The sequence below is a fragment of the Sulfitobacter sp. KMM 9851 genome, assembly GCF_057178245.1.
This window is the reverse complement of sequence record NZ_CM169991.1, coordinates 702,859-727,215: the sequence shown is the minus strand read 5'-3', so window position 1 is coordinate 727,215 and position 24,357 is coordinate 702,859. Positions and strand designations below refer to the sequence as shown.

26 protein-coding genes are annotated in these 24,357 nt (G+C 59.7%); 7 read left to right on the top strand and 19 right to left on the bottom strand.

Annotation, left to right across the window (positions count from 1 at the left end; translation table 11 throughout):
• The first annotated feature begins 100 nt into the window (after nucleotides 1–100).
• From AC1965_RS03560 to AC1965_RS03530, 7 genes are all read left to right on the top strand, one after another.
• Complete coding sequence (locus AC1965_RS03560) at nucleotides 101–1,642, top strand: putative bifunctional diguanylate cyclase/phosphodiesterase (protein ID WP_483885922.1); 1,542 nt, start codon at nucleotides 101–103, stop codon at nucleotides 1,640–1,642.
• A 159-nt stretch (nucleotides 1,643–1,801) separates the two neighbouring features.
• On the top strand, nucleotides 1,802–3,691 hold the full coding sequence (yidC, locus tag AC1965_RS03555; RefSeq protein WP_483885921.1) for a membrane protein insertase YidC: 1,890 nt from the start codon (nucleotides 1,802–1,804) through the stop codon (nucleotides 3,689–3,691).
• A complete protein-coding gene (locus tag AC1965_RS03550; protein ID WP_483885920.1) occupies nucleotides 3,691–4,428 on the top strand; it encodes an MOSC domain-containing protein in 738 nt (245 codons plus the stop codon). The genes yidC and AC1965_RS03550 overlap by 1 nt, the downstream gene beginning before the upstream one ends.
• Nucleotides 4,428–5,078 (top strand): ribosome biogenesis GTP-binding protein YihA/YsxC, encoded by a 651-nt coding sequence (gene yihA, locus AC1965_RS03545; protein WP_483885919.1) that lies wholly within the window; start codon nucleotides 4,428–4,430, stop codon nucleotides 5,076–5,078. The genes AC1965_RS03550 and yihA overlap by 1 nt, the downstream gene beginning before the upstream one ends.
• A 40-nt stretch (nucleotides 5,079–5,118) precedes the next feature.
• The gene (argB, locus tag AC1965_RS03540) at nucleotides 5,119–5,982 is read left to right on the top strand and encodes an acetylglutamate kinase (protein ID WP_483885918.1); all 864 of its coding nucleotides are present in this window, start codon (nucleotides 5,119–5,121) and stop codon (nucleotides 5,980–5,982) included.
• Entirely contained in the window at nucleotides 5,979–6,626 is a 648-nt protein-coding gene (locus tag AC1965_RS03535; RefSeq protein ID WP_483885917.1) for a ferredoxin, read from the top strand. Before argB ends, AC1965_RS03535 begins: the two co-directional genes overlap by 4 nt.
• 10 nt (nucleotides 6,627–6,636) lie before the next feature.
• Entirely contained in the window at nucleotides 6,637–7,125 is a 489-nt protein-coding gene (locus AC1965_RS03530) for a SixA phosphatase family protein (RefSeq protein WP_483885916.1), read from the top strand.
• A gap of 39 nt (nucleotides 7,126–7,164) precedes the next feature.
• Here the strand turns inward: AC1965_RS03530 and AC1965_RS03525 are convergent, their stop codons facing one another.
• From AC1965_RS03525 to rpsE, 19 genes are all read right to left on the bottom strand, one after another.
• Nucleotides 7,165–7,932: an amino acid ABC transporter ATP-binding protein gene (locus AC1965_RS03525; RefSeq protein ID WP_483885915.1), complete on the bottom strand. Its 768-nt coding sequence runs from the start codon at nucleotides 7,930–7,932 to the stop codon at nucleotides 7,165–7,167.
• Between the two features lie 14 nt (nucleotides 7,933–7,946).
• On the bottom strand, nucleotides 7,947–9,245 hold the full coding sequence (locus AC1965_RS03520) for an amino acid ABC transporter permease (protein ID WP_483885914.1): 1,299 nt from the start codon (nucleotides 9,243–9,245) through the stop codon (nucleotides 7,947–7,949).
• A gap of 3 nt (nucleotides 9,246–9,248) precedes the next feature.
• Nucleotides 9,249–10,463: an amino acid ABC transporter permease gene (locus AC1965_RS03515; protein ID WP_483885913.1), complete on the bottom strand. Its 1,215-nt coding sequence runs from the start codon at nucleotides 10,461–10,463 to the stop codon at nucleotides 9,249–9,251.
• 154 nt (nucleotides 10,464–10,617) lie between these two features.
• Nucleotides 10,618–11,634, bottom strand: a complete 1,017-nt coding sequence (locus AC1965_RS03510; RefSeq protein WP_483885912.1) for an amino acid ABC transporter substrate-binding protein — start codon at nucleotides 11,632–11,634, stop codon at nucleotides 10,618–10,620.
• A 197-nt stretch (nucleotides 11,635–11,831) separates the two neighbouring features.
• Nucleotides 11,832–12,545 (bottom strand): ATP12 family chaperone protein, encoded by a 714-nt coding sequence (locus tag AC1965_RS03505; RefSeq protein WP_483885911.1) that lies wholly within the window; start codon nucleotides 12,543–12,545, stop codon nucleotides 11,832–11,834.
• Nucleotides 12,542–13,225, bottom strand: coding sequence for an HAD-IA family hydrolase (locus tag AC1965_RS03500; RefSeq protein WP_483885910.1), 684 nt, complete (start codon nucleotides 13,223–13,225; stop codon nucleotides 12,542–12,544). The genes AC1965_RS03505 and AC1965_RS03500 overlap by 4 nt, the downstream gene beginning before the upstream one ends.
• Nucleotides 13,222–14,268 carry an RluA family pseudouridine synthase gene (locus AC1965_RS03495; RefSeq protein ID WP_483885909.1) on the bottom strand — a complete coding sequence of 349 codons (1,047 nt, stop codon included), beginning with the start codon at nucleotides 14,266–14,268 and terminating at the stop codon, nucleotides 13,222–13,224. Before AC1965_RS03495 ends, AC1965_RS03500 begins: the two co-directional genes overlap by 4 nt.
• A complete protein-coding gene (crcB, locus tag AC1965_RS03490; RefSeq protein ID WP_483885908.1) occupies nucleotides 14,265–14,621 on the bottom strand; it encodes a fluoride efflux transporter CrcB in 357 nt (118 codons plus the stop codon). The genes AC1965_RS03495 and crcB overlap by 4 nt, the downstream gene beginning before the upstream one ends.
• Before the next feature lie 31 nt (nucleotides 14,622–14,652).
• Nucleotides 14,653–15,954: a replication-associated recombination protein A gene (locus AC1965_RS03485; RefSeq protein WP_483886975.1), complete on the bottom strand. Its 1,302-nt coding sequence runs from the start codon at nucleotides 15,952–15,954 to the stop codon at nucleotides 14,653–14,655.
• 11 nt (nucleotides 15,955–15,965) lie between these two features.
• Nucleotides 15,966–17,339, bottom strand: a complete 1,374-nt coding sequence (locus AC1965_RS03480; protein WP_483885907.1) for a trypsin-like peptidase domain-containing protein — start codon at nucleotides 17,337–17,339, stop codon at nucleotides 15,966–15,968.
• Nucleotides 17,340–17,476: 137 nt separating this feature from the next.
• A complete protein-coding gene (gene rplQ / locus AC1965_RS03475; protein ID WP_483885906.1) occupies nucleotides 17,477–17,896 on the bottom strand; it encodes a 50S ribosomal protein L17 in 420 nt (139 codons plus the stop codon).
• Nucleotides 17,897–18,060: 164 nt separating this feature from the next.
• Nucleotides 18,061–19,077 carry a DNA-directed RNA polymerase subunit alpha gene (locus AC1965_RS03470; protein WP_483885905.1) on the bottom strand — a complete coding sequence of 339 codons (1,017 nt, stop codon included), beginning with the start codon at nucleotides 19,075–19,077 and terminating at the stop codon, nucleotides 18,061–18,063.
• 112 nt (nucleotides 19,078–19,189) lie between these two features.
• Nucleotides 19,190–19,579: a 30S ribosomal protein S11 gene (rpsK, locus tag AC1965_RS03465; protein ID WP_483885904.1), complete on the bottom strand. Its 390-nt coding sequence runs from the start codon at nucleotides 19,577–19,579 to the stop codon at nucleotides 19,190–19,192.
• Between the two features lie 15 nt (nucleotides 19,580–19,594).
• Nucleotides 19,595–19,963, bottom strand: a complete 369-nt coding sequence (gene rpsM / locus AC1965_RS03460) for a 30S ribosomal protein S13 (RefSeq protein WP_483885903.1) — start codon at nucleotides 19,961–19,963, stop codon at nucleotides 19,595–19,597.
• Nucleotides 19,964–20,278: 315 nt separating this feature from the next.
• Nucleotides 20,279–20,923: an adenylate kinase gene (locus tag AC1965_RS03455; protein ID WP_483885902.1), complete on the bottom strand. Its 645-nt coding sequence runs from the start codon at nucleotides 20,921–20,923 to the stop codon at nucleotides 20,279–20,281.
• Nucleotides 20,920–22,296, bottom strand: coding sequence for a preprotein translocase subunit SecY (gene secY, locus AC1965_RS03450; protein ID WP_483885901.1), 1,377 nt, complete (start codon nucleotides 22,294–22,296; stop codon nucleotides 20,920–20,922). Before secY ends, AC1965_RS03455 begins: the two co-directional genes overlap by 4 nt.
• Before the next feature lie 119 nt (nucleotides 22,297–22,415).
• On the bottom strand, nucleotides 22,416–22,898 hold the full coding sequence (rplO, locus tag AC1965_RS03445; RefSeq protein ID WP_483885900.1) for a 50S ribosomal protein L15: 483 nt from the start codon (nucleotides 22,896–22,898) through the stop codon (nucleotides 22,416–22,418).
• Between the two features lie 669 nt (nucleotides 22,899–23,567).
• Entirely contained in the window at nucleotides 23,568–23,756 is a 189-nt protein-coding gene (rpmD, locus tag AC1965_RS03440) for a 50S ribosomal protein L30 (protein ID WP_483885899.1), read from the bottom strand.
• A gap of 2 nt (nucleotides 23,757–23,758) precedes the next feature.
• Nucleotides 23,759–24,340 (bottom strand): 30S ribosomal protein S5, encoded by a 582-nt coding sequence (gene rpsE / locus AC1965_RS03435; protein ID WP_483885898.1) that lies wholly within the window; start codon nucleotides 24,338–24,340, stop codon nucleotides 23,759–23,761.
• Nucleotides 24,341–24,357 lie beyond the last annotated feature (17 nt).

Here is a 24,357-nt window from a genome sequence, read left to right as displayed (position 1 = left end):
TACGTGAACATCTGCGGCCGTGTTAACCCAAGACACACCCCATAGGCGATAATTCTGCAAAAGCCGCGCGTTTGGCGTGCACTGCAGGAGGAGGGTCGCAATGGCGAAATTTCGGACCACGGCACTGATCCAGATACGACGAAATCTGGCGTTTGTGCTGACCGGACCGCCTGCGCTGGCCTTTCTGCCTGCGGCGACCCTGGCCGCCTTTTGGTTTGGGGGCGAAATTGCGCTGATGGTCGCGGCATGTTCCCTGCCGTTTATATATTTGCTGGGCGGCGGGTTCAGCGCCGGGCGATGGCTGCCGCGCGACGCGCTAAGCGGGGTGTATCAACGCAGCGCCTTTGAGGAATTGACCGAGCAGTTGTATCAGCGCGCCCGCAACAAGGGCCGCCATTCCGCTACCTTTTTCATCGCGCTAGAGGAATTTGAGCCGTTGATCGACCGCTACGGCCAAGCCGCCGCCGATATTATCGTGCAGCGAAGCGGTGAACGTCTGATCAGCGCCCTGCGCGCCGAGGACATCGTCGGCCAAATGGGCGATGCCCGCTTTGCGATTTGCACCGAACCAGTGCGCCAGCTTGACTTGGAACTCTGCATTCAACTGGCCGCCCGCCTACAGGCCGCCCTGGAAGAGCCGGTGTCGGTCGATGGGGTGGCGGTTTATGTCTCGGCCTCAATGGGCTTTTGCCTGAATTCGCGCGCCCCCGGACACGATGGGGCCGCGTGGCTACAAGCCGCCGCAACCGCCCTGCGCGCCGCGCAGCAGCGTGGCCCTTCAGCGGTCCGGGCCTTTTCCGACCAGATGCGCCGCGATATAGAATACCGCGCGGAATTGCGCGAAGACGTGGCGCAGGCGTTGGACATCGGACAGATCCAGCCGTGGTTTCAGCCCCAGATTTCCACCGACACCGGCCAGATCACCGGGTTCGAGGCGCTGGCCCGGTGGAACCACCCCGTGCGCGGTATGATCCCGCCCGCGGAATTCCTGCCCCTCATTGAAGAAGTCTGCATGCTGGAGCGTCTGGCCGAGGTGATGATGTACCACGCTTTTGCCGCGCTAAAAGCCTGGGATGGCGCCGGTGTGGACGTGCCGCAGGTGGGGGTTAATTTTGCCGGTTCCGAGCTGAACAACCCCCGCCTCCTGGACAAGATCAAATGGGAGCTGGACCGCTTTGACCTGACGCCCGAACGGCTGGCGGTCGAAGTATTGGAAACCGTGGTCGCCGCCGCACCGGACGATATGATCACGCGCAACATCAATGCGTTGGGCGCGCTGGGTTGCCGCATCGACTTGGATGATTTTGGCACTGGGCATGCGTCCATTTCATCAATTCGGCGGTTTTCGGTCAGCCGGATCAAGATCGACCGTTCTTTTGTAATGAAGGCTGACCGCGACCCGGAACAGCAGCGCATGATCACCGCGATCCTGACGATGGCCGAACGGTTGGGGGTCGAAACCCTGGCCGAAGGGGTTGAAACCGTGGGCGAACACGTACTGTTGGCGCAGTTGGGATGCGATCATGTGCAGGGCTTTGGCATTGCGCGCCCGATGCCTTTTGAACAAACACTCGACTGGATTTCACGCCATAACGCCAAGTTGCAGGATGTACCGCGCATCATGGATGGGAAGGCAAAATAGCGGCTGCCGACCCACGCGCCGCAGGGCGGGGGCTTGGCAGATGAGTTAGCAGGCGACTGGGGGCCTGTTACAAAGGGAAATTGCCCGAATCCGCTTGACCTTTGGTGCCGCACTCTGTTGAACCCACCTGATATTCAAAGACATCAGGTGGCGGCCCCAATGGACCAACAAAACAAGAACCTCATCCTCGCGACGGCGCTCAGCTTTGTCGTGATCCTTGTATGGTTTGTGCTTTTCCCACCGCCAGAGGCCGACCCGGCTCTCGATCCGGCACAGGTCACGGCGCAGTCCGGTGAAGCCAGCGGCGTGATCGTGCCTTCTGCCCCTTCTGACGGTGCAGCGCCCGCCACGACGGCCCCCACGACCCCAGGCGAAAGCCGTGCAACCGATCTGGCCAACGCCCCCCGCGTACCGATTGCAACCGACCGGCTGAGCGGGTCGATCTCGCTCATGGGTGGCCGAATTGATGATCTCAAACTAAACGCCTATCAAACCAGCCTCGACGCGGACGCCGAAGTGGTCAGCATGCTGTCACCCGAAGGGACCGACGATGCCTATTACGCGCTGCACGGCTGGGCCGCGGGTGCGGGCTTGGACGCCGACAACGTGCCAGGCGTCGACACTGTCTGGACCCTCAGCGAAGGCGAAGCATTGGGCGTCGACACCCCCGTCACGCTAAGCTGGGACAATGGCGCAGGCCAGATTTTTACCCGCACCATTTCGGTCGACGATGAATACATGTTCAGCGTCACCCAGACCGTCACCAACAACGGCGACGGCGCGATCAATGTGGCCCCCTATGGCATGATCGCCCAACATGGCCAGCCCGACGATCTCAAGAACTTCTTTATCCTGCACGAAGGTGCCGTGGCCATGGCTAATGGCGAATTGGCCGAAGTGGATTGGGATGACATTGCCGATGCTGACATCAATAGCAAATGGGGCCGCCCCGCCGTCGTGACAGAATCCGTCACCGAAGGTTGGATCGGCTTTACCGACCATTATTGGCAGGCCGTGCTGATCCCCGACGCAGGCCAGACCTTTGAACAGGCACTGACCTATGACCCCCGCGCCGATATCTACCGCGCGTTCACCCGCCTGCCCACACAGTCGGTTGCCGCTGGCGCGACAGCCAGCGTCACAAGCAAGCTGTTTGCAGGAGCCAAGGAATGGGAAACCCTGCAGAACTATGAAGCAGCAGGTGTGACCAAATTCATCGACAGCATCGACTGGGGTTGGTTCTTTTTCCTGACCAAGCCGATCTTCTGGCTGCTGCACAACCTGAACCAGCTCATCGGCAACATGGGTGTCGCCATCATCGGCCTGACCCTGCTGATCAAAGCGTTGCTCTTCCCGCTGGCGTATAAATCCTATGTTTCAATGGCGCGGATGAAGGAACTTCAACCTCAGATGGAGGCACTGAAGAAGGACGCGGGCGACGACCGTCAGAAGATGCAGCAAGGCATGATGGAGCTTTACAAGAAGAACAAGGTGAACCCGGCCGCGGGCTGTTTGCCGATCCTGCTCCAGATCCCGATCTTCTTTTCACTCTACAAGGTGATCTTTGTCACGATCGAACTGCGCCACGCGCCTTTCTTTGGTCCGTTCCAGGATCTCAGCGCGCCTGATCCCACGTCGATCATTAACCTCTGGGGTCTGCTGCCCTATGCCGCCCCTGAACCCGGTTCGATGATGGCACTGGTCTTTATCGGTATCCTGCCGCTGTTGCTGGGCATTTCGATGTACCTTCAGCAAAAGCTGAACCCCGCGCCCACCGATCCGACACAGCAGATGATCTTTGCCTGGATGCCATGGGTGTTCATGTTCATGCTCGGCAGCTTTGCCAGCGGCCTGGTGGTGTACTGGATCGCGAACAACACGATCACGTTCACCCAGCAGTATCTGATCATGCGCAGCCAGGGCTACAAGCCCGACCTGTGGGGTAACATCGCGGGCGGGCTGAAACGCAAACCCAAGGCAGACGTCGTCGCCAATGCCGATACCAAGCCCAAGGGCAAGGGCAACGGCAAATCCGGGCCCAAGAAGTAATGCAGGTCACCGCGCTGAACCGTCATCCGCTCAAGGCCCACGGCCGCGAGACGGTACAGCGCGTGACGCTGCAACCGGGGCAGTCTATGCCGTTTGACCGGCTCTGGGCGGTTGCCCATGACGCGGCCAAAGTTGTGGATGGAGAATGGGCGCGCTGCTTGAATTTCACGCGCGGCGCCAGTTCGCCGCAGTTGCAGGCGATCACCGCCCGGCTGGACGAGCCGACAGAGATGCTGACGCTCTCCCACCCGGATCGGCCCGACATCTGTTTTCACCCCGACCACGATGCCTCGCAGTTCATCAATTGGGTGCGCCCGCTGTGCGCCCAAGGCCGTGCCGAACCCGCGCGCATCCTGCGGCTTGATGGCCGGGGGTATACCGACAGCGACGTGGCAACGCTGTCGCTGAACAGCCTGTCGTCACACCAGTCCGTCGAGGCGCTGGCGGGTCAAGCGTTGCAAACCGAGCGGTGGCGCGGCAACATCTGGTTTGACGGTGCTGCACCCTGGGATGAATTCGGCTGGGTCGGTCGCGACATGAAAATCGGTGGTGCCGTGTTGCATGTGCACGCCCGCATCACCCGCTGCCTTGCCACCACGGTAAATACCGATACCGGCGAGCGCGATGTCGATACGCTGGCCGCGCTTGATCAATTGGGCCACCGCGATTTTGGCGTTACACTGACCGTCACCAAAGGTGGCGAGATCGCCGTGGGCGACGAACTGGAGCTGATTTGATGCAAATGAATTTCACCATCGCCGAAGAGCCCGACACGCCGAGCGCCGAAAAGGGCCGGATGCTGTTTGCAGGCGAAACGACCTTTGTCAAAGGTGTCGTCGCGATGGACGGCCTGCCCGATCCAGACCGCATGGAAGTCTGCTTTGCCGGGCGCTCGAACGTGGGCAAGTCGACGTTGATCAACGCACTAACGGGCATGAAGGCACTGGCACGCGCGTCGAACACGCCGGGCCGCACGCAGGAGATTAACTTTTTCACCGCCGGTGAAGAACATTACCTCGTCGATTTGCCCGGATATGGCTATGCCAACGCGCCGCTGCCTGTGGTGGAGAAATGGCAGCGCCTGCTAAAGCAATACTTGTCAGGCCGGCAGACCCTGCGCCGCGCTTTTGTGCTGATCGACGCGCGGCATGGTGTGAAAAAGGTCGACGACGAAATCATGTCGCTGCTCGACAGTTCGGCGGTGACCTTTCAGGTGGTGCTGACCAAGGCCGACAAGGTCAAGGAAGCCGAGCGCGCCAAAATCCTGGATCAAGTGCGCGGTGCGTTGGCCAAACACCCTGCCGCCTACCCCGAAATTGTCGTTACCTCGTCGGAAAAGGGCTGGGGCATCCCGACGTTGCGTGCCATCATCGCCACGCTGGAATAACATCCCGCCCCCGCTCGCAACGCTTCACCATGGGTAAAAGATGAGAACGCAAGACATGAACCGCGATTGGATCGCCACCGCCCGCACGCTCAGCCAAGCCCTGCCCTATTTACAACGCTACGCCGATGCCACCGTTGTCATCAAGTTGGGCGGTCACGCCATGGGCAGTGACGAAGCGATGGACGAATTTGCCCGCGACGTCGCACTGATGCGGCAGGTTGGCGTGAATCCGGTGATCGTGCATGGCGGCGGGCCGATGATCAACGACATGTTGGCACGGCTGAACATCAAATCCGAGTTCGTGAATGGCAAACGGGTGACCGACGCCGCCACCATGGAAATCGTGGAAATGGTGCTGTCAGGCCTTGTGAACGCACGTATCGTGCAGGCGATATCCGAACAGGGTGGTCGTGCCGTAGGTGTGTCGGGCAAGGACAGCGGATTGATCATCTGCGATCCCGAGGACCCGGCCCTAGGCCTCGTCGGCAACCCCACCGAGGTAAACCCCCGCATCCTGCGCGACTTTGCCGACAAGGGGATTATCCCCGTAATCGCGCCGCTTGGCATGGGTCGGGGCGGCGAGACTTTTAATATCAACGGCGACACAGCGGCGGGCGCAATCGCCGCCGCGCTCAAGGCCGACCGCCTGCTGCTGCTGACGGATGTGGCCGGGGTCAAGAACGGCGCGGGCGAGGTTCTGACGGAGCTGACAGCGGCGCAGATCAACGACATGATCACCGATGGCACCATCGCAGGCGGCATGATCCCAAAGGTGCAGACCGCACTGGATGCGCTGGACGGCGGGGTTCGGGCTGCGGTTATCCTGGATGGCCGCGCGCCCAATGCCTGCCTGTTAGAGCTTTTCACCGAACATGGCGCGGGCAGCATCATCCGAAAGGGATGACCTACGCAGAGCTTGAGGCGGCCGCACGGCAACGGCATCTGAAAGTGCTGGGAGCATTTCACCCCGGTCCTGAGGATGCCACCCCAAGGGGCTGCAAGACTGTGGTGCTGCTAGGCCCCGATGAACCCGGCTTTTGGCCCGCGTTTACGGCCACACCAGAATTCAAGGACGGCGACGCCGACGCGATGGACCGCTGGTCAACGCGGGTGATCGGGGATTGGGCGGCGGAATTGGGGGCGCAGGCGCTGTTCCCCTTTGGCGGGCCACCCTACCAGCCATTCTACAGCTGGGCGCTGCGCACAGGCCGCATTCACGCATCACCGATCCGCTTTCTAGTGCATGACATCTCGGGGCTGTTCGTGTCCTTTCGCGGCGCGCTGGCGCTCGGGGCCCGCCTGGACCTGCCGGTGCCGCCGCCATCCCCCTGCCAGACTTGTGCGGCACAACCCTGCCGCAGCGCCTGCCCTGTGGACGCGCTGACGCCTGCGGGATATGACGTGCCACGCTGCAAAACATATCTGGCCAGCGCCGCCGGAGCTGACTGCCTCGGGCGGGGGTGCGCCGCGCGCCGGGCCTGCCCGGTGTCACAGAATTTTGGCCGTCTCGCGGCGCAATCCGCGTATCATATGAAATACTTCTTCTGAAAGGAACGCCATGCGCCGCCTGATCCTGATGCGCCACGCAAAATCTGACTGGTCCAGCGGCACGCCGGACCATGACCGGCCGCTGAACGCACGCGGGCGGCAGGCTGCACTGACCCTGGGTGATTGGCTGCGGGCGCAAGGCACCCTGCCCGATCAGGTGCTGTGTTCGTCGGCGCAACGCACCCAAGAGACGTTGGCCGGACTGGCCCTGTCCGAAGGCACGGAGGTGACTTTGACACGCGATCTGTATCTGGCCACCCACCACGATATTCTGGAATCTATTCGGAAGGCGACGGGCGCTTGCGTGCTGGTCTTGGGACACAATCCGGGTATTGCCCTCTGCGCCGCTGAACTGATTGCGACACCACCCGACCATCCGCGATTTGACAGCTACCCAACCGGGGCCACACTTGTCACGGATGTTGATATCACCGATTGGGCGCAGGCGGGCTGGGGAAAAGCAAACGCGCGACACTTTACAGTGCCGCGCGATCTTTGATGTCAGCAGTGGACGCACGCCCACCCGTTTCGATGTGCCTTAGTGGCCCAAAATCTGGCTCAGGAACAACTGGGTCCGTGGCGACTGCGGGTTGTTAAAGAAGGCCTCAGGTTCGTTCTGCTCAACGATCTGACCCTCATCCATAAAGATCACCCGGTTCGCCACCTGACGGGCAAAACCCATCTCGTGCGTGACGCAGAGCATGGTCATGCCTTCTTCGGCAAGCTCGATCATCGTGTCGAGAACTTCTTTGATCATCTCTGGGTCAAGCGCCGATGTAGGTTCGTCAAACAGCATGATGCGCGGCCGCATGCAGAGCGAGCGGGCAATCGCCACACGCTGCTGCTGACCACCCGAAAGCTGGCCGGGGTATTTGTTGGCCTGATCGGGGATTTTCACCTTTTCAAGAAAGTGCATCGCCGTTTCTTCGGCTTCTTTCTTGGGCGTCTTGCGCACCCAGATCGGGGCCAGCGTGCAGTTTTCCAGAATGGTCAGATGCGGAAACAGGTTAAAGTGCTGAAAACACATCCCAACCTCCGACCGGATCTTGTCGATGTTCTTGAGGTCCGAAGACAACAATGTGCCGTCGACCTCAATCGACCCTTTCTGGTGCTCTTCCAGGGCGTTGATGCAACGGATCAACGTCGACTTGCCCGACCCGGAGGGTCCGCAGATCACGATCCGTTCGCCGCGATGGACGGTCAGATCAATATCGCGCAGCACGTGAAACGCACCGTACCATTTGTTCATGTTGTTGATGCTAATCGCGACTTCGTCGGATACCTGCATTTGTGCGGTCTCAGCCATGTGAGAACCCTCCCTTAACGATGATCTGTCGCAAGACGGCGTTCCAGCCATTGCGAATATTGTGAGATGCCGTAGCAAACGACAAAGAACAGCAGCGATGCGAACATGAACAGTTCCCAATAGACGCCTGCCCAATCGGTCGAGGCAAGGATCGGCCCGCGGATCATGCCGATGATGTCGAACATCGAGATGACGGAAACCAGTGTGGTATCCTTGAACAGACCCACCGCGATATTCACGATGCCCGGGATCGAAATCTTGAGCGCCTGTGGCAAGATGATCAGCCGCATTGCCTGCGAGTAATCAAGCCCAAGACTGTTCGCCGCCTCGTACTGGCCTTTCGGCAGAGCGGCGAGGCCACCCCGGATCACTTCGGCGATATAGGCCGAAGAGAACATGGTGATCATGATCACCACCCGGATGAACAAATCGACACCAGAACCGGGCGGGAAGAAATAGGCCAGCATCACGTTTGCAACGAAAAGCAAGGTGATCAGCGGCACGCCCCGCACGAATTCGATGAACACAACACAGACCATCTTGACGATCGGTAGGTGCGATTGCCGCCCCAGCGCCAATGCAATGCCGATCGGCACCGACAGCGACACACAGGTGATGCCCAGCATCATATTGAGCATGAAACCCCCGAGGTCGCGGCTTGGCACCGCTTCGAGGAGGGGTTTCGGCGCGCTGAGCATATCGCCAATTGGGCCGCCAAGGGTCCAGACGACCACAGCAGCGATCAGCCCGCCCAGCACCCCAAGGGCAAAGCTGCGATGCACGATGCGGCTATAGGCGACATAGGCTGCGATCACGCCTAGCAGCGCAAAGATCGGGTTCCAGATCGAACCGCCCCAGATCAGCCAGAAGGCCAGAAAGGGATAGATGCCGGTAAAGATCAGCAACTTGCGCGGCAGGTCGATGAACAGAACCGGTGCGGCGGCGAGGAACAGCAGCACCAGCGCCAACGTCGGGCGCCAATATTGATCAGACGGGTATTTGAACCCAAAGAGCAACTGGTTCCAGCGTTCGGCCAGAACCGAGAAACAGGCCCCGGTGCTGCCGTCGAGGATCTCGCGGCATTCGCGAAGGCTGCTCGCACTCCAGACACCGTTCAGCATCCACGGCAGGGTCGCCGCCAAGATCAGATAGATGGCATAAAGCGCCGCAACCGTCAGCAGGGCGTTGGCCCAGGTCGGAAACAGGTTTTCGCGCATCCATTTGACCGGCCCGGACGCATTCATCGGCGGCGGGGCTGGCGGCACGGCGGTTTCGCGCACGAAGGCGACGGATTCGGCATGTGTGTCTGACATGGCTTAACGCTCCTTCAGCTTCGTTGCATTGTTATAGACGTTCATCACCGCAGAGATCAGCAGTGAGATCGTCAGGTAGAAGGCCATCAACAGCAGCACACATTCAATCGCCCGCCCGGTTTGGTTCAGGGTGATCCCGCCCAGCGTCGCGGTGATGTCTGCATAGCCCACCAGAATCGCCAGCGACGAGTTCTTGGTGATGTTGAGGTATTGCGAGATCAGCGGCGGGATGATCACCCGCAACGCCTGTGGCAGCACGACCAAGCTCATCACCCGGCGTGGACGCAGGCCAAGGGCGGCCGCGGCTTCGGTCTGGCCTTTGCTAACGGCCTGAATGCCGGCACGGACGTTCTCCGCGATAAAGGCGCCGGTATAGATCGACAGGGCGAACCACAATGCGATCAGCGGCGCACCAATCTGGAGACCGCCCTGAAAGTTGAAACCCTTGAGCGCGGGATAATCCAACCCGATGGGCGACCCCATGATCAGAAAGACCACGATTGTCGGGACAAAAAAGATTGCTACCGATGGCCAGAGCATCGGCAACAGCCGGCCCGTGGCGTAAAGCAGGTTTGTGGCATAGCGCCGGTACGCGATGACGCCGATGACCGACAGAATAAAGGTCACTACGACGACCATCGAACCTTCGCCCCAAACCGGCGCAGGGATATAGACCCCCCGATTTGTGATAGCGACTGCATCCATGAACATCGAAGACGTCGGCGTTTCGCCCCGGAACGCGTTGGGTGCGGGCATTGTCACGGTCATGATCGTATAGATGATCAGGATCCAGATCAGCACCGGAATGTTGCGAAAGATTTCGACGTAGACGGCCATCAGCTTGCGCACCAGCCAGTTGTTCGACAGGCGCAGCACCCCGGCCAACACCCCAAAGATCGTGGCCGTGATACAGGCCAGAAAGGCAACCAGCAATGTGTTGATCGCGCCGACGTAGGCGGCCTGAAGGTTGCTCGACTGGCTGGTGTAGGGGATCAGTGTCTGATTGATGTCATAGCCTGCTGGGCTGGCGAGGAACTGAAACGAGATGTTCAGCCCCGCCTCACGCAGGTTGGTTGCCAGGTTCGAACCCAGATACCAGATCGCGCCGAGTAGCAGCAGCAGTGCAATCACCTGAAAGGTAATCGACCTGTATCGCGTGTCGTTCAACAGCATAGACGGCCGGAACGACTCCTTAGGAGGGTCGGTGAGTGTGGTCATGAAACTATCCCTGTGCCCCGGCTTGGTTTTTTGTGGCGCCTTTGCGGGGCCTTGGCCGGATCATTTTTTGGTCGTGGTCGTTGATGTGCGAAATTCGCCGTGGTCGCAGATGCGCAGGGGGCGCAGGAAATCCTGCGCCCCCTGGCAATTGTGTTTAGCGGAACGGTGGTGTGTAAAGCAGACCGCCGTCGGTCCACTGAGCGTTCAGGCCACGTGCCAGACCAATTGGTGTTTCTTCGCCGATGTTCTTGGCAAAGATTTCACCGTAGTTGCCTTCGGCCATAATCGCGCGCTTGGCCCAATCGGCATCGAGGCCGATCATCGCACCCAATTCACCTTCGGTGCCCAACAGGCGGGCAACTTCGGGGTTGTTGGTGTTGCCGGACATCTCTTCGATGTTGGCCGATGTCACACCCAGCTCTTCAGCTGCGATCAGGGCGTTCAGAACCCAGCGTGTGATGTCGCCCCATTCGTTGTCACCGTGACGGACCAGCGGGCCCAGCGGCTCTTTCGAGATGATTTCGGGCAGCAGAACGTGGTCACCGGGGTTTTCGAACGTGGCGCGCGTCGCGGCCAGACCCGATGCGTCGGTGGTGTAGGTGTCGCAGGCACCGGCAAGGTACTGCTGCTGGCCTTCGGCGTTGGTTTCAATTGGAACCGGCTCATAGCTGATGTTGTTCTTGCGGAAGAAGTCCGCCAGGTTCAGCTCGGTTGTTGTACCGGTCTGGATACAAACGGTCGCGCCGTCCAGATCCTTGGCCGAGGATACACCCAGCGCCTTTGGCACCATGAAGCCCTGACCATCGTAGTAGTTCACGCCGACAAAATCGAATTTCAGGTCGGTGTCACGGCTGAACGTCCATGTGGTGTTACGTGCGAGAAAGTCGATCTCGCCCGATGCCAGCGCGGTAAAGCGGGTTTTGCCAGTTGTCGGAACGAATTCCACGGCGTTCTTGTCGCCAAGCACGGCAGCGGCGACCGCGCGGCATACTGCCACGTCAAAGCCTTCCCATTCGCCATTGGCGTTAGGCGCGGCAAAGCCAGCCAGACCGGTGGTCACACCACAGTTCAGCTTGCCACGTGCCTTTACATCGTCAAGCGTGCCGGCTGCCGCAGCGCCAGCCGCAAGACCTGCAACAGTCAACGCGCCAAAAATTACGGATTTTTTCATTTTTACCTCTTCCTGATAGTCCGCCACGTTTGCGGGCGGTTACACCGGCACCTTGTGGCACCGGAGGCGATCTTGTGCAGGGTTGCCCCTGCTCAATGGATCGTAGTGTGGTCGGATTCCCGTTTGAAGGTCAAGGGCGTGTTCATCAAAAACGACCTCTTGAATGCACCGATTGCGTCCAAAACGTGGCTAATGTGCTATGACGCACGGCACAGGTGAAAAAAACCCACCGCATGCTCAAACGCCTGCCGTTTGATTTCGGCCTGCTCGTCGGCAAGGTCGTCGCGGCCCCACTGCTCGGCCTGCCACTCTTCGTCCAGCCGCGAAACCTGCCATATTTCTTGCGTATCAAAGACTTGCTCTGCAGCAGCGAAACCCAGCACCAGTGACCCGGTGAGGCTGACCAGATCGTGAAACGCGGCCAGTTCGAAATCCGTCAGGGCGGCAGTACGCTGGTGAAGGGTCGCCAGCGCCTCGGGCGATTGGGGCTGATGCATGATGCCCGCGCGGGTATCCAGCCGGACGGCAAGGGCACTCTCGGCCCAGTCCAGCATCGGACCCCAGACCGCCGCTTGACGCGCGACCAGTTCTTCGGGGCTTTCCGCCCGGTAACACAGCAGATCGCTGTCGCCGTACGCGGCCAACAGCTCCACCACCTCGTTCTTTTGCACCGCAACCTTGTCGATTGCGGCGTTGGCACTTTTGGTCACAGGCATGGTCTGCGGCTTGATCACGCCGTCCTGTGCCTGCCATTCTGCCGCGATAGCATCGGCCATGGCGCGGGTCGGCAAGGTCAGGGGACGTTTCGCAGGGGTTTTCACGCGGCGCCCGTCCAATTCGACAGTAAACCCGTCGTCCAACGCGACGACCGTTGCCTCTTTCCAGAAACGTTTCGCTTTCCAATCGCTCATGCGGGCAGGCTCCAAAATGCGTCCAGTAGCAGCGGCAGATCGGCATAGCTGTCAATGATCTGCGCTGCGTTTTGCAATCTATCTGACGTGTGATAGCCCCAGTTCACACCAATACCACGCACCCCGGCGGCGGCGGCCATATCCATGTCAAAACTAGTATCTCCCACCATCACGGTGTTCTCAGCACTGACACCGGCATCGGCCATCGCCTGAAAGATCATCGACGGATGCGGCTTGGAGGGATGAAAATCCGCGACTTGTTGGGTTACAAATAGGCCATGCAGCCCGTGCCCCTCGATCAACTTGTCCAGCCCGCGTTTGGATTTGCCCGTGGCGATGCCCAGCAGCACATCGGGGATGGCGTGCAATTGGCGCAGGGTGGCCAGCGCACCGGGATAAAGCGGTGACGATTGCGCCACGCCCACCTCGGCCCGCAGCGTCATATAGGCATCCTTGTAGGCCGCGACCATGGTCGCATGGTCCACCGCGGACAGGTCAGGCGCCAGCACCGGCATCGCCACATCAAGCGAAAGCCCGACAATCGACAGCAGCTGCGCCCGCGCGGGCAGCGGCGCATTTACCGCCGCAAACGCCGCCGCCATCGCCGCGACGATATCGCCCTGGCTATCAACCAAAGTGCCGTCGACATCAAAGATCACGAGCCGCAAGGGTGATATCATTGCAGCGACTCAAACGGATCATCGGCAGCCAGATCGGGCGTCCAGCCAAAGGTATCCCAGCTGTTCGCCATGTGATCGGGCAGTTCCGCCGTCACGGTGATCACCTTGCGGGTATGAGGATGCTCAAAACGCATCATCCGCGCATGCAGATGCAGCTTTTTCGAGATGATCCCCCCAAGTTGCGCGCCCCAGCCATCGCCCATGTTTTCCTGACCTGACCCGCCATATTTGCCATCACCCACGATCGGGTGACCAATTTCGGCCATATGCGCGCGCAGCTGGTGGGTGCGGCCCGTCACCGGTTCAAGGGCGATCCACGCCGCCCGCGAGCCGACGCGGAACAATGTCGCATAAAGACTATGTGCGCGTTTGGCACCGGGCGTCGCATCGATATCGCGCGGATGCACGGCGATCATCTTTTCGCCCTCGCCGCCCTTGCCGTGACCGCTGGCCTTGACCAAACCATATTTGATCTCGCCCAGATAGGGCGTCGGCACCCCGGCGACGATGGCCCAATAAATCTTGCGGGTTTCGCGGTGCCGCATCGCCGCCGTCAGCGCCTTGGCCGCCAGTCGGGTCCGCGCCAGCAGCAGCACGCCGGATGTGTCACGATCAAGCCGGTGAACAAGGCGCGGCTTTTCATCCAGATCAAACATCAGCGCCTCAGAGAGGGCATCAACATGGCGGTCAGATTGACCAGAACCGCCCTGCACGGCCAGACCGGCAGGTTTGTTCAGCGCGATAACATGATCATCGCGATAGATCACGCAGTTGCGGATCATCTTGGCATCGGCATCGGTGATCCGCGTACGCTTGGGCGGCGGCGGCGCCTCGCCTTCGGGCAGTGGTGGGATACGGATTTGCTGGCCGGTTTCCACCCGCGTGGATGCCTTGACACGCCCCCCGTCAACACGAATTTCGCCTTTGCGGCACATCTTTTCGATATGGCCCTGATTGATCAGGGGGAACATCCGCTTAAACCAACGGTCGAGGCGCTGATCGCCATCCCCTTCGGCCACGGTTACAGTTTGTACACGGCTCATGCCATTACTCCTCGTGCCAGCCAAAGGCCCAGCAAACAGGCAACTAGTGAAAGGATCACAGAAGCTGCCACATAAAAAATTGCAAACCCCAGTCGGCCATCTTCGACCAGTCGCAGGGTATCGAGTGAAAACGCTGAAAAAGTGGTAAATCCGCCCAGCAGCCCTGTCATCACAAAGGGCAACAGATCCGGCGCCTTGTCCGTCAGCATCACCCAAATGATGCCGATCAGCAGCGAGCCCGCCACATTCACCGCCAGCGTTCCCAGCGGAAAGGCCAGCATGATGCCGACGCCAAAGCGCAGGCAGGCCCCCAAAGCGCCGCCTAACGCCACAAAGATCAGTGTTTTTATCATCCGCACCCCATCGCTTGCAGGCGCGTCAGAGTCAAGTTTTGCGCTTGGCCCGCAGCCCGGCAAAGTAATCCTGCCGCTTTTTCAGCTCACGTTCAAACCCGCGTTCGACCGGCGCGTATAACACCGGGCGCGTCATGCCATCAGGAAAGTAGTTCTGTCCCGAAAACCCGTCCTCCGCGTCGTGGTCATAGGCATAGCCGGTGCCATAGCCCTGATCCTTCATCAGCTTGGTCGGCGCGTTCAGAATATGTTTCGGCGGCGGCTCGGACCCGCTGTCGCGGGCCAGTTTGCGCGCGCCCTTATAGGCGACATAGGTCGCATTGGATTTTGGTGCCAGCGCCAGATAGGTCAGCGCCTGTGCAATGGCCAATTCACCCTCGGGGCTGCCCAGCCGCTCGTAGGTTTCCCAGGCCTGCAAGCATACGGCCTGCGCCTGCGGATCAGCGAGGCCGACGTCTTCGACCGCCATCCGGGTGATGCGCCGCATCAGATACCGCGGGTCTTCGCCGCCCTCCAGCATCCGGGCCAGCCAATAGAGCGCCGCGTCGGGGTCCGACCCGCGCATGGATTTATGCAGGGCCGAGATCAGGTTGTAATGGCTGTCGCCGCCCTTGTCATATTGCGCCGCGCGCCGCATCAGACGCTTGGACAGGCCCGCCTTGTCCAGCGCAGCATCGCCTTTCCAGGATGCCACCTGTTCGATCAGGTTCAACAGCGCCCGACCATCGCCATCGGCCATTTCCAGCAGCGCCGCGCGCGCCTCAGGTTCAAGCGGCAGGGTACGACCCAATTCCTGCTCGGCCCGCTGCGCCAACAGTTCCAGATCGTCATGCGGCAGACGCTCTAGCACCAGGACCTGCGAGCGGCTCAGCACAGCGGCGTTCAGCTCGAAACTCGGGTTCTCGGTCGTGGCACCCACCAACAAGATCGTGCCATCCTCCATATGCGGCAGAAACCCATCCTGCTGCGCCTTGTTAAAGCGATGGATTTCGTCAACGAACAGCAACGTTCCCTGCCCATTGGCGCGGCGTATCTTGGCGGCCTCAAAGACCTTCCGCAACTCCGGCACACCGCTGAAAATCGCGCTGATCTGCACGAAATGCAGATCGGTTTCATCCGCCAACAACCGGGCAATCGTGGTTTTCCCCACCCCCGGTGGCCCCCAGAAGATCAGCGAGGACAGCGCGCCGGACGCCAGCATCACTGTCAGCGGCGCATCAGGCCCCAGGACCTGCCGCTGACCAATCACCTCGCCCAATGTGCGCGGGCGCAGGCGGTCTGCCAAAGGGCGATGGCTGCTGTCGGGCGGCGGGGTACCGTCGTCAAAAAGAATCCACCACAGCGCTAGACCCGAAACCGCAAGACAACACGGCGGTCGCCGCGTTGCACGACCATGTGGATACGGCGCACCTGCCCCGACAGAAGCGCCGCCAGATCGCTGGTGTCGTCGAGCACCACATCGTTCAGCGCCATGATCACATCACCGGCACGCAGCCCCACACGCGGGCCAATGGGCCCTGCGTCCACCACCACGATGCCGGCACTCTCCAGCGGAAGGTTCATCTCTGACATTACCGCAGGGTTGATCCGAGCCACCCGCAATCCGGGCAGCACGGATCGCTGGCCCAGCACCACCTCGGCGCGGTCAGGCACATCCGGCGCTGCGATCAGCGATACCATCACATCGTCTGACACCCCGCCCCGCAAATGCGTGATCTGTGCGCTATGGCCCAGACCGGCCACCGACATCCGATAGATCATCTCGGCCGGCGTGTTCACCGGCTGGCCATCCACCGCCGTGATCACATCCCCGACAGCAAGCCCCGCCGCAAGAAACGGACTGGCCGGGTGCAGGCCAGACACGATGATCCCGCCGGGGCGGTCCAGCCCCAAGGGCGCGGCCATATCCGCATCCACCGGCTGACCCGAAATGCCGGCCCACGGGCGTGCAAACTGCGCATCCCCCGCCCTTGCCCGTTCGACAAAGGCCGCAACCAGATCGGCAGGAATGGCAAAACCGATGCCGTTCGACCCACCCGAACGCGTCAGGATCGACGTATTGATCCCGATCAGGTGCCCCTGCACATCAATCAAAGCGCCACCTGAGTTGCCGGGATTGATCGGTGCATCGGTCTGGATGAAATAACCCAGCCCCCCGTTGCCCGCGGCACCGGACCGCGCCAACCCCGATACGATCCCGCTGCTGACAGTTTGGCCCACGCCAAACGGGTTCCCGATGGCCAGCACCAGTTCGCCCACTTCTACGGCATCGCTGTCGCGCAGCGACAGGAACGGCAGGCCGCCTGCATCATCCAGCTTCAGGATCGCCAGGTCGGCCTCGGCATCGCTCAGCATCACATGCGCGCTGAATTCCCGGCGGTCGTTCAGCACCACGCGAATATCCGTGGCCATACCCACGACATGATAGTTCGACACCACAATACCATCGGCCGAAAGGATCACACCTGAGCCGAGCGAGTTCTGCACACGGGGGCGTTCGGAAAACGGATCACGAAAGAAGCGTTCAAAGAACGGATCGGTTTGCAGGGGGGTGCGGCGTGGCTCTGCCATGATCTTGGCATAGATGTTCACCACCGCAGGCGCCGCCTGTTTGACCAGGGGCGCAAAGCTGAGCTGTATCTGCGCCGCCGATTGCGGCACCTGCTGCGCGGCGGCAGGGGCGGCGAGCATCATCACGATCATCAGGAATGTTTTCATGTCCCATGATATGCGCAGCAGCAGCGCGCGGCGCAACTCCCCCATCTGTATTTGACTGAAAATATACCAACGCAGCCGCCAAAAACAAAAAGCCCCGCCAAATGGCAGGGCTTTCCGTCTCGCTACTGCGAAAATTCTTATTCGTCGGCTGCTTCGGCAGCGGCCAGACGGGCCTTGTCGCCAGCGCCTTTGGCGTCGCGGTCGCGGTCAACAAATTCGATGATCGCCATCGGTGCCATGTCGCCATAACGGAAACCGGCTTTCAACACGCGCACATAACCACCCTGGCGGTCTTTGTAGCGTGGGCCCAGAATGTCGAACAGTTTCGCGACATACTGGTCTTCTTTCAACTTAGAAGCGGCCTGGCGGCGGGCGTGCAGATCGCCACGTTTCGCCAGCGTGATCATCTTTTCGATGATTGGCTTCAGTTCCTTGGCTTTTGGCAAGGTTGTCTTGATCTGCTCATGTTCAATGAGCGAGCCTGCCATGTTCGAGAACAACGCCTTGCGGTGTTCATGTGTACGGTTCAGGCGGCGGTATCCACGTGCGTGACGCATTTCTTAGTCTCCGATTTGATGCCCTCTACGGGCGGTTTTGCTTTGTCTGGCCCGCGATGCGTGTCTTGGGCTCTCCTTGGGGCTTGCGCCCGGTCGTAACGGTGCGCCGATTTCTTTAAAAGAAATCGGCCCGGAAACTTTAAAAGTATCCGGTACCGTGGTTCTTAAAACGAATCCTCGAACTTCTTGGCGAGGTCTTCGATGTTGTCCGGTGGCCAGTCCTCGACGTCCATGCCAAGGTGCAGACCCATGCCCGACAGCACTTCCTTGATCTCGTTCAAGGATTTGCGGCCAAAGTTCGGCGTGCGCAGCATTTCGGCTTCGGTCTTCTGGATCAGATCGCCAATATACACGATATTGTCGTTCTTCAGGCAGTTTGCCGAACGGACAGACAGTTCCAACTCGTCCACTTTCTTGAGCAGCAGCGGGTTGAATTCCAGACCATCGTCGTCGTCCTGACGGGATGCCGATTCAGGCTCGTCGAAGTTGACGAAGATGCCCAACTGGTCTTGCAGAATGCGCGCAGCAAATGCCACGGCGTCATCCGGCGTGATCGACCCGTCGGTTTCCACTTTCATGGTCAGCTTATCATAATCCAGAACCTGGCCCTCACGGGTAGGCTGAACATCATAAGACACCTTTTTGACCGGGGAATAGATCGCGTCGATCGGGATCAACCCGATAGGCGCGTCTTCCGGCTTGTTCTTGTCAGCGGAGACATAGCCCTTGCCGGTGTTAACCGTCAGTTCCATGTACACGTCGGCACCATCGTCAAGGTGGCAGATCACGTGATCGCGGTTCAAGATCTCAATCCCTGCGGATTCAGAAATGTCACCAGCGGTAACAACGCCCGGACCCTTGGCAGAGATCGACAGGCGCTTTGGCCCTTCGACTTCCATACGCAGGCTGACGCCCTTGAGGTTCAAGATGATGTCGGTCACGTCTTCACGCACACCAGCAACGCTGGAGAATTCATGCAGCACGTTGTCGATCTGCACGGATGTGATCGCAGCACCTTGCAGCGACGACATCAGCACGCGACGCAGCGCGTTGCCCATTGTCAGACCAAAGCCGCGTTCCAGCGGTTCGGCGACAACAGTTGCCTGACGGGCCGGGTCATTACCCGGCTTGACGTCAAGCTGTGTTGGCTTGATCAATTCAGCCCAATTTTTGTGGATCATGCGTCCCTCCATCCTTGTTTGTGCCTCATGTCCAAATGACACAAACGCTCGAGGTTTCTAAAAAGCGGTATGGGGCCGCGCAAAATACGCGGCCCCATGGGTAATAATAACCTTAGACGCGGCGGCGCTTTGGCGGGCGGCAGCCGTTGTGCGCCATTGGAGTCACATCACGGATCGAGGTGATGTTGAAACCAGCAGCAGCCAGAGCGCGCAGTGCGGACTCGCGGCCGGAACCGGGGCCCTGCACTTCGACTTCCAGCGTCTTCACGCCGTGGTCCTGTGCCTTGCGGCCCACATCTTCGGCGGCCATCTGGGCGGCGTAAGGTGTCGATTTGCGCGACCCCTTGAAACCCATTGTGCCAGCAGAAGACCATGCGATTGCATTGCCCTGCACATCCGAGATCAGGATTTTTGTATTGTTAAAGCTCGAGTTTACATGCGCCACACCTGCGGCGATGTTCTTGGAGACCTTACGCTTGGTTTTTGTCTTTTCGCGTGCCATCTGTCAGACCCTCCCTTATTTCTTCTTACCAGCAATGGCCTTTGCGGGGCCTTTGCGAGTGCGAGCGTTGGTGTGGGTACGCTGACCACGGACAGGCAGGTTGCGACGGTGGCGCAGGCCACGGTAGCAGCCAAGGTCCATCAGGCGCTTGATGTTCATCTGCGTGTCACGACGCAGGTCACCTTCGACGGTGTAGTTCGCGTCGATGTGCTCGCGCACGGCCAGAACTTCGGCGTCCGACAGTTCGTTGACCCGGCGGGAGATGTCGATGCCGACAGCTTCGCAGATGGCTTGCGCCGACGAGTTGCCGATACCGGTGATATATGTGAGGGCGATTGGAACCCGCTTTGCAGTCGGGATGTTTACGCCGGCAATACGTGCCACGTGTGCAATTCCTTTTCGTTGCGGGTCCGTTATACCAGACCCTTTTTTCACAACGTAAGCCCGAGGCGTTTATGGCCATCGGGCTACAGCTGATCAGGTGATCATGCGGGGTCGGGCGCTACCCTGGCCGCAAATTGATTCTCTTTCGAGATAGCGCTGCCTACGGGGATTTGCGCGGGGCGTCAACCCGGCTTGCGCGGGGCCGCGGTACATCAGCCAATTGGGGGACCGACCCGCGCGCCCGGAGGGTGATCTGACAAGACGGAGCAGAGCCGCCCCTACCCTTTCATCAGGCAGAGCGACCCGTAAAACGGCTCAGCTGTCGAGCACGCCCTTGATCTCGCCCCGTACGGCGTCGATGGCACCCAAGCCGTTGACGCTGCGCAGCATGTCCTTGGCATAGTAATACCCAATCAGCGGCGAGGTCTGCTTGTAATAGGCCATCAGCCGTGTCTTGAGGCTTTCTTCGTTGTCGTCGGCACGGCGTTTGAATTCTGTGCCGCCGCAGTGGCTGCATTTGCCATCTGCCGGGATCGGCTTGGTGTTGTCGTTGTACACCTCACCGCAGCTTGCGCATGTGGACCGTGCGGTGATCCGGGCGACCAGCGCCTCGTCGTCGACCTGCATTTCGATCACGGCATCAAGGGTCTTGCCCTCCGACGCCATCAACTCACCCAGCGCGTCAGCCTGGGCCAGCGTTCGTGGAAAACCGTCAAAGATGAAACCGCCACCGTTTTCGCCCTGAAGCTTTTCCTTGATCAACCCGATGACGATTTCATCGGTGACCAATTCGCCGCGCGCCATCACGCCCGCGACCATCTTGCCCATCTCGGTGCCGCTTTCCTTGGCATCGCGCAGCATGTCACCGGTGGACAGCTGAACCATGTTGCGGGTGTCGACCAGATGACGCGCTTGCGTGCCTTTTCCTGCGCCCGGAGGCCCGAGTAGAATTATATTCATCGACGTACGGGACTCCGTTTCTTGCGTGTACCTTTGCCTGCCCCCTTGCCGCGCAATTGCGACCGTTCAAGCAGACCTTCGTATTGATGCGCCAACAGATGGCTTTGAACCTGTTGGATCGTATCCATGGTCACCGAAACTACAATCAAAACCGACGTGCCGCCAAAGTAGAACGGAATGGCGAACTGGCCGCGCAGGATTTCGGGCAGGATACAGACCGCCGCCAGATAGGCAGAGCCCAGCACAAGCACGCGGTTGACGACATATTCCAGGTACTCGGCGGTTTTCTTGCCCGGACGGATGCCGGGGACAAAGCCGCTTTGGTTTTTCAGATTGTCGGCAACGTCGTCAGGTTTAAAGCTGACGTTGAAGGTGTAGAAATAGGCAAAGAACACGATCATCGCGACGAAGAACAGCAGGTTCAGCGGCTGGCCCGGCCCGAGATTGGCCAGAAGCCAAGACATTACAGGGCTGCTGGAATTACCCGAAAAGGTGCTGACGGTCACCGGCAGCAACAGCAGCGACGAGGCAAAGATCGCGGGGATCACGCCGGCCGGGTTGACCTTGATCGGCAGGTGGCTGGAGCCACCGTCGTACATCTTCATACCAACCTGACGGCGGGGATACTGGATGTGAATCTTGCGCAGCGCGCGTTCCATAAAGACCACGAACATGATCGTCGCGATCACCATGACCAGCACGCCCACAATTACCGCAGGGCTGATCGCGCCAGACCGGCCAGACGCAAAGAACTGCGCGATGGCGGCGGGAACTTCGGCGATGATGCCGACAAAGATAATCAGCGAAATGCCGTTGCCAATGCCGCGCGCAGTGATCTGCTCACCCAGCCACATCAGGAACATGGTGCCGCCGACCAGTGTGATCATACAGGCCGCAATAAAGGAGAAACCCATCTGACCATCGGCCACGATATCACCGGCCTGAAGGCTGATGGCGAGACCGTAGGATTGCAGCGTGGCAAGCGCGACAGTACCGAAACGGGTGTATTGGTTGATCTTCTTGCGGCCCTGCTCGCCCTCTTTTTTGAGCTGTTCCAACGCCGGAACCATCGAGGTCAGCAACTGAACAATGATCGAGGCCGAAATGTAAGGCATGATGCCGAGGGCAAAAATACCCATGCGCCCCAGGGCGCCGCCGGTGAACATGGAAACCATGCCGCCGATCCCCTGCCCCGCGCTTTCCATAAAGTCGCGCAGCGCGCCACCGTCGATGCCCGGCACCGGAATGAAGGTGCCCAACCGATAAACAATCAGCAGGCCCAGCGTGTAAAGGATACGATTGCGCAGGTCAGATGCCTTGCCCAATGCGGACCAGCTGGTGTTGGCGGCCATATTTTCGACGGCAGATACCATTATGGGTCTCATCTTTCGTTACTAAAACGCCGCCCGGGCCGTTCTCCGGCGGGCGGCGTTAGGGAAAACTTGAGGATATGTAAGCGGCTGACGCGCCGCTCACAAGCCTTAAGGCCGCATTACTCAGCCGCTGCTTCCGCCTTGGACGCAACTACGGTCAGTTTACCGCCCGCTTTTTCCACCGCTTCAATGGCAGATTTGGACGCGCCGTGTACGTTCAGGTCGATCTTCGACGTGATGTCACCCTTGGCCAGAACGCGAATACCGTCCAGCTCGCGACGCACCAGACCCGAAGCGACCAGAGCCGCGCCATCGATGGTCTTTTTGGCGTCGATTTTCTTGGCGTCGATGAATTTCTGGATCAGGCCCAGGTTCACAACGGCGTAGGATTTGCGATTCGGCTTGTTAAAGCCACGCTTTGGCAGGCGCTGGTACAAAGGCATCTGGCCGCCTTCGTAGCCATTGATGGCCACACCCGAACGGGACTTCTGACCCTTGATACCACGGCCACCCATCTTACCCTTGCCGGAGCCGGGGCCACGACCAACACGTTTGCGGCGTTTTGTTGCGCCTTCGTTGTCGGAAAGTTCATTCAGTTTCATGTCGCTTCTCCTTTTGCCGGAAATGCTCCCCAGCGACGGGAGTGAGCAAACGCGGCGTTACGATTCTGATGTGGCGCATGAAGGCCACTGGGGGCGTATAGGGGAACGGCTGCGCGGGATCAAGGGGGCGTGGTTTGGGACGTAGCCGCGTCGGTCACCCGCCTAGGGGGTGCACCCGGTCGGTGAGGGCCATCGCCTGCCCGTGGGGGACGCGATGGCCCGGCGCGCTATGCACTCGATCAGTGACAATGCAACGGCTTGGACCCGGCATGACAGCATTGGCCTGGGGGAGAAGACTTGCGACAACCACCACTGTGCCCAGGATTATCAGTTTCACTTGATGAGTGGGTTGGAACGGAGATTGGCCCCGCTGTGACAATAGCGGGAAGTGACAGGCAAAAAAGTGCTGCGAGAATAGGTTTCATTAACAAAATCCAGTGTGCAAAACGCGCTTAAAAAATACGCGCAGGGCAGCCGTAAAAGTTAACAAAGTATTAACAACCAAAATCTGAGAGACCAACTCACCTTCCAACCTCACGGCTATTGAGCAAAGTACAAATCACTTAAAATAAAAACGCCCCGCAGTTACCTGCGAGGCGTTCTAACATTGGTGGGCTAGAAACCCACCCTACGGCCAATCGGTAAGGTAGGGTTCACCCCACCACCGATTCAGCCTTTTTCTTCCACAATCTCGACCATGTGCGAAATCGCATTGATCATGCCGCGCACGGAAGGAGTGTCTTCCAGCTCACGGGTTTTGTGCATTTTGTTCAGGCCCAAGCCGATCAGCGTGGCACGCTGTTTGGCGGGGCGGCGGATGGGCGAACCTACCTGCTTGATCACGATTGTCTTGGCCATGCTTATGCCTCCTCAGCCACTTGTGCGGACGATTCTACGTTGTCGTCACGCTTGGGCAGAATGTCGGCCACTTTCTTGCCGCGACGCTGCGCAACAGAACGAGGCGATTGCTCTTTCTTCAACCCGTCCATCGTGGCGCGGATCATGTTGTATGGGTTCTGCGACCCGATGGACTTGGAAACCACGTCCTTCACGCCCAGCATTTCGAATACGGCACGCATTGGACCACCGGCGATGATCCCGGTACCTTCTGGTGCTGTGCGCATCACAACGCGGCCCGCGCCGTGGCGGCCTTCCATGTCGTGGTGCAACGTCCGACCTTCGCGCAATTGCACGCGGATCATCTGACGCTTGGCCTGCTCGGTGGCTTTGCGAATGGCCTCAGGGACCTCTTTCGCTTTACCTTTACCGAAACCAACGCGGCCTTTTTGATCGCCCACAACCACCAAAGCGGCAAAGCCAAAACGCTTACCACCTTTTACGGTTTTGGACACGCGGTTGATCGCGACCAGACGGTCAGCGAATTCCGGGGTCTCTTCGCGCTGGTTGCGGCGGTTGCCCCCACGGTTGTCATCTCTTGCCATCTGGCATCTTCCTTTTT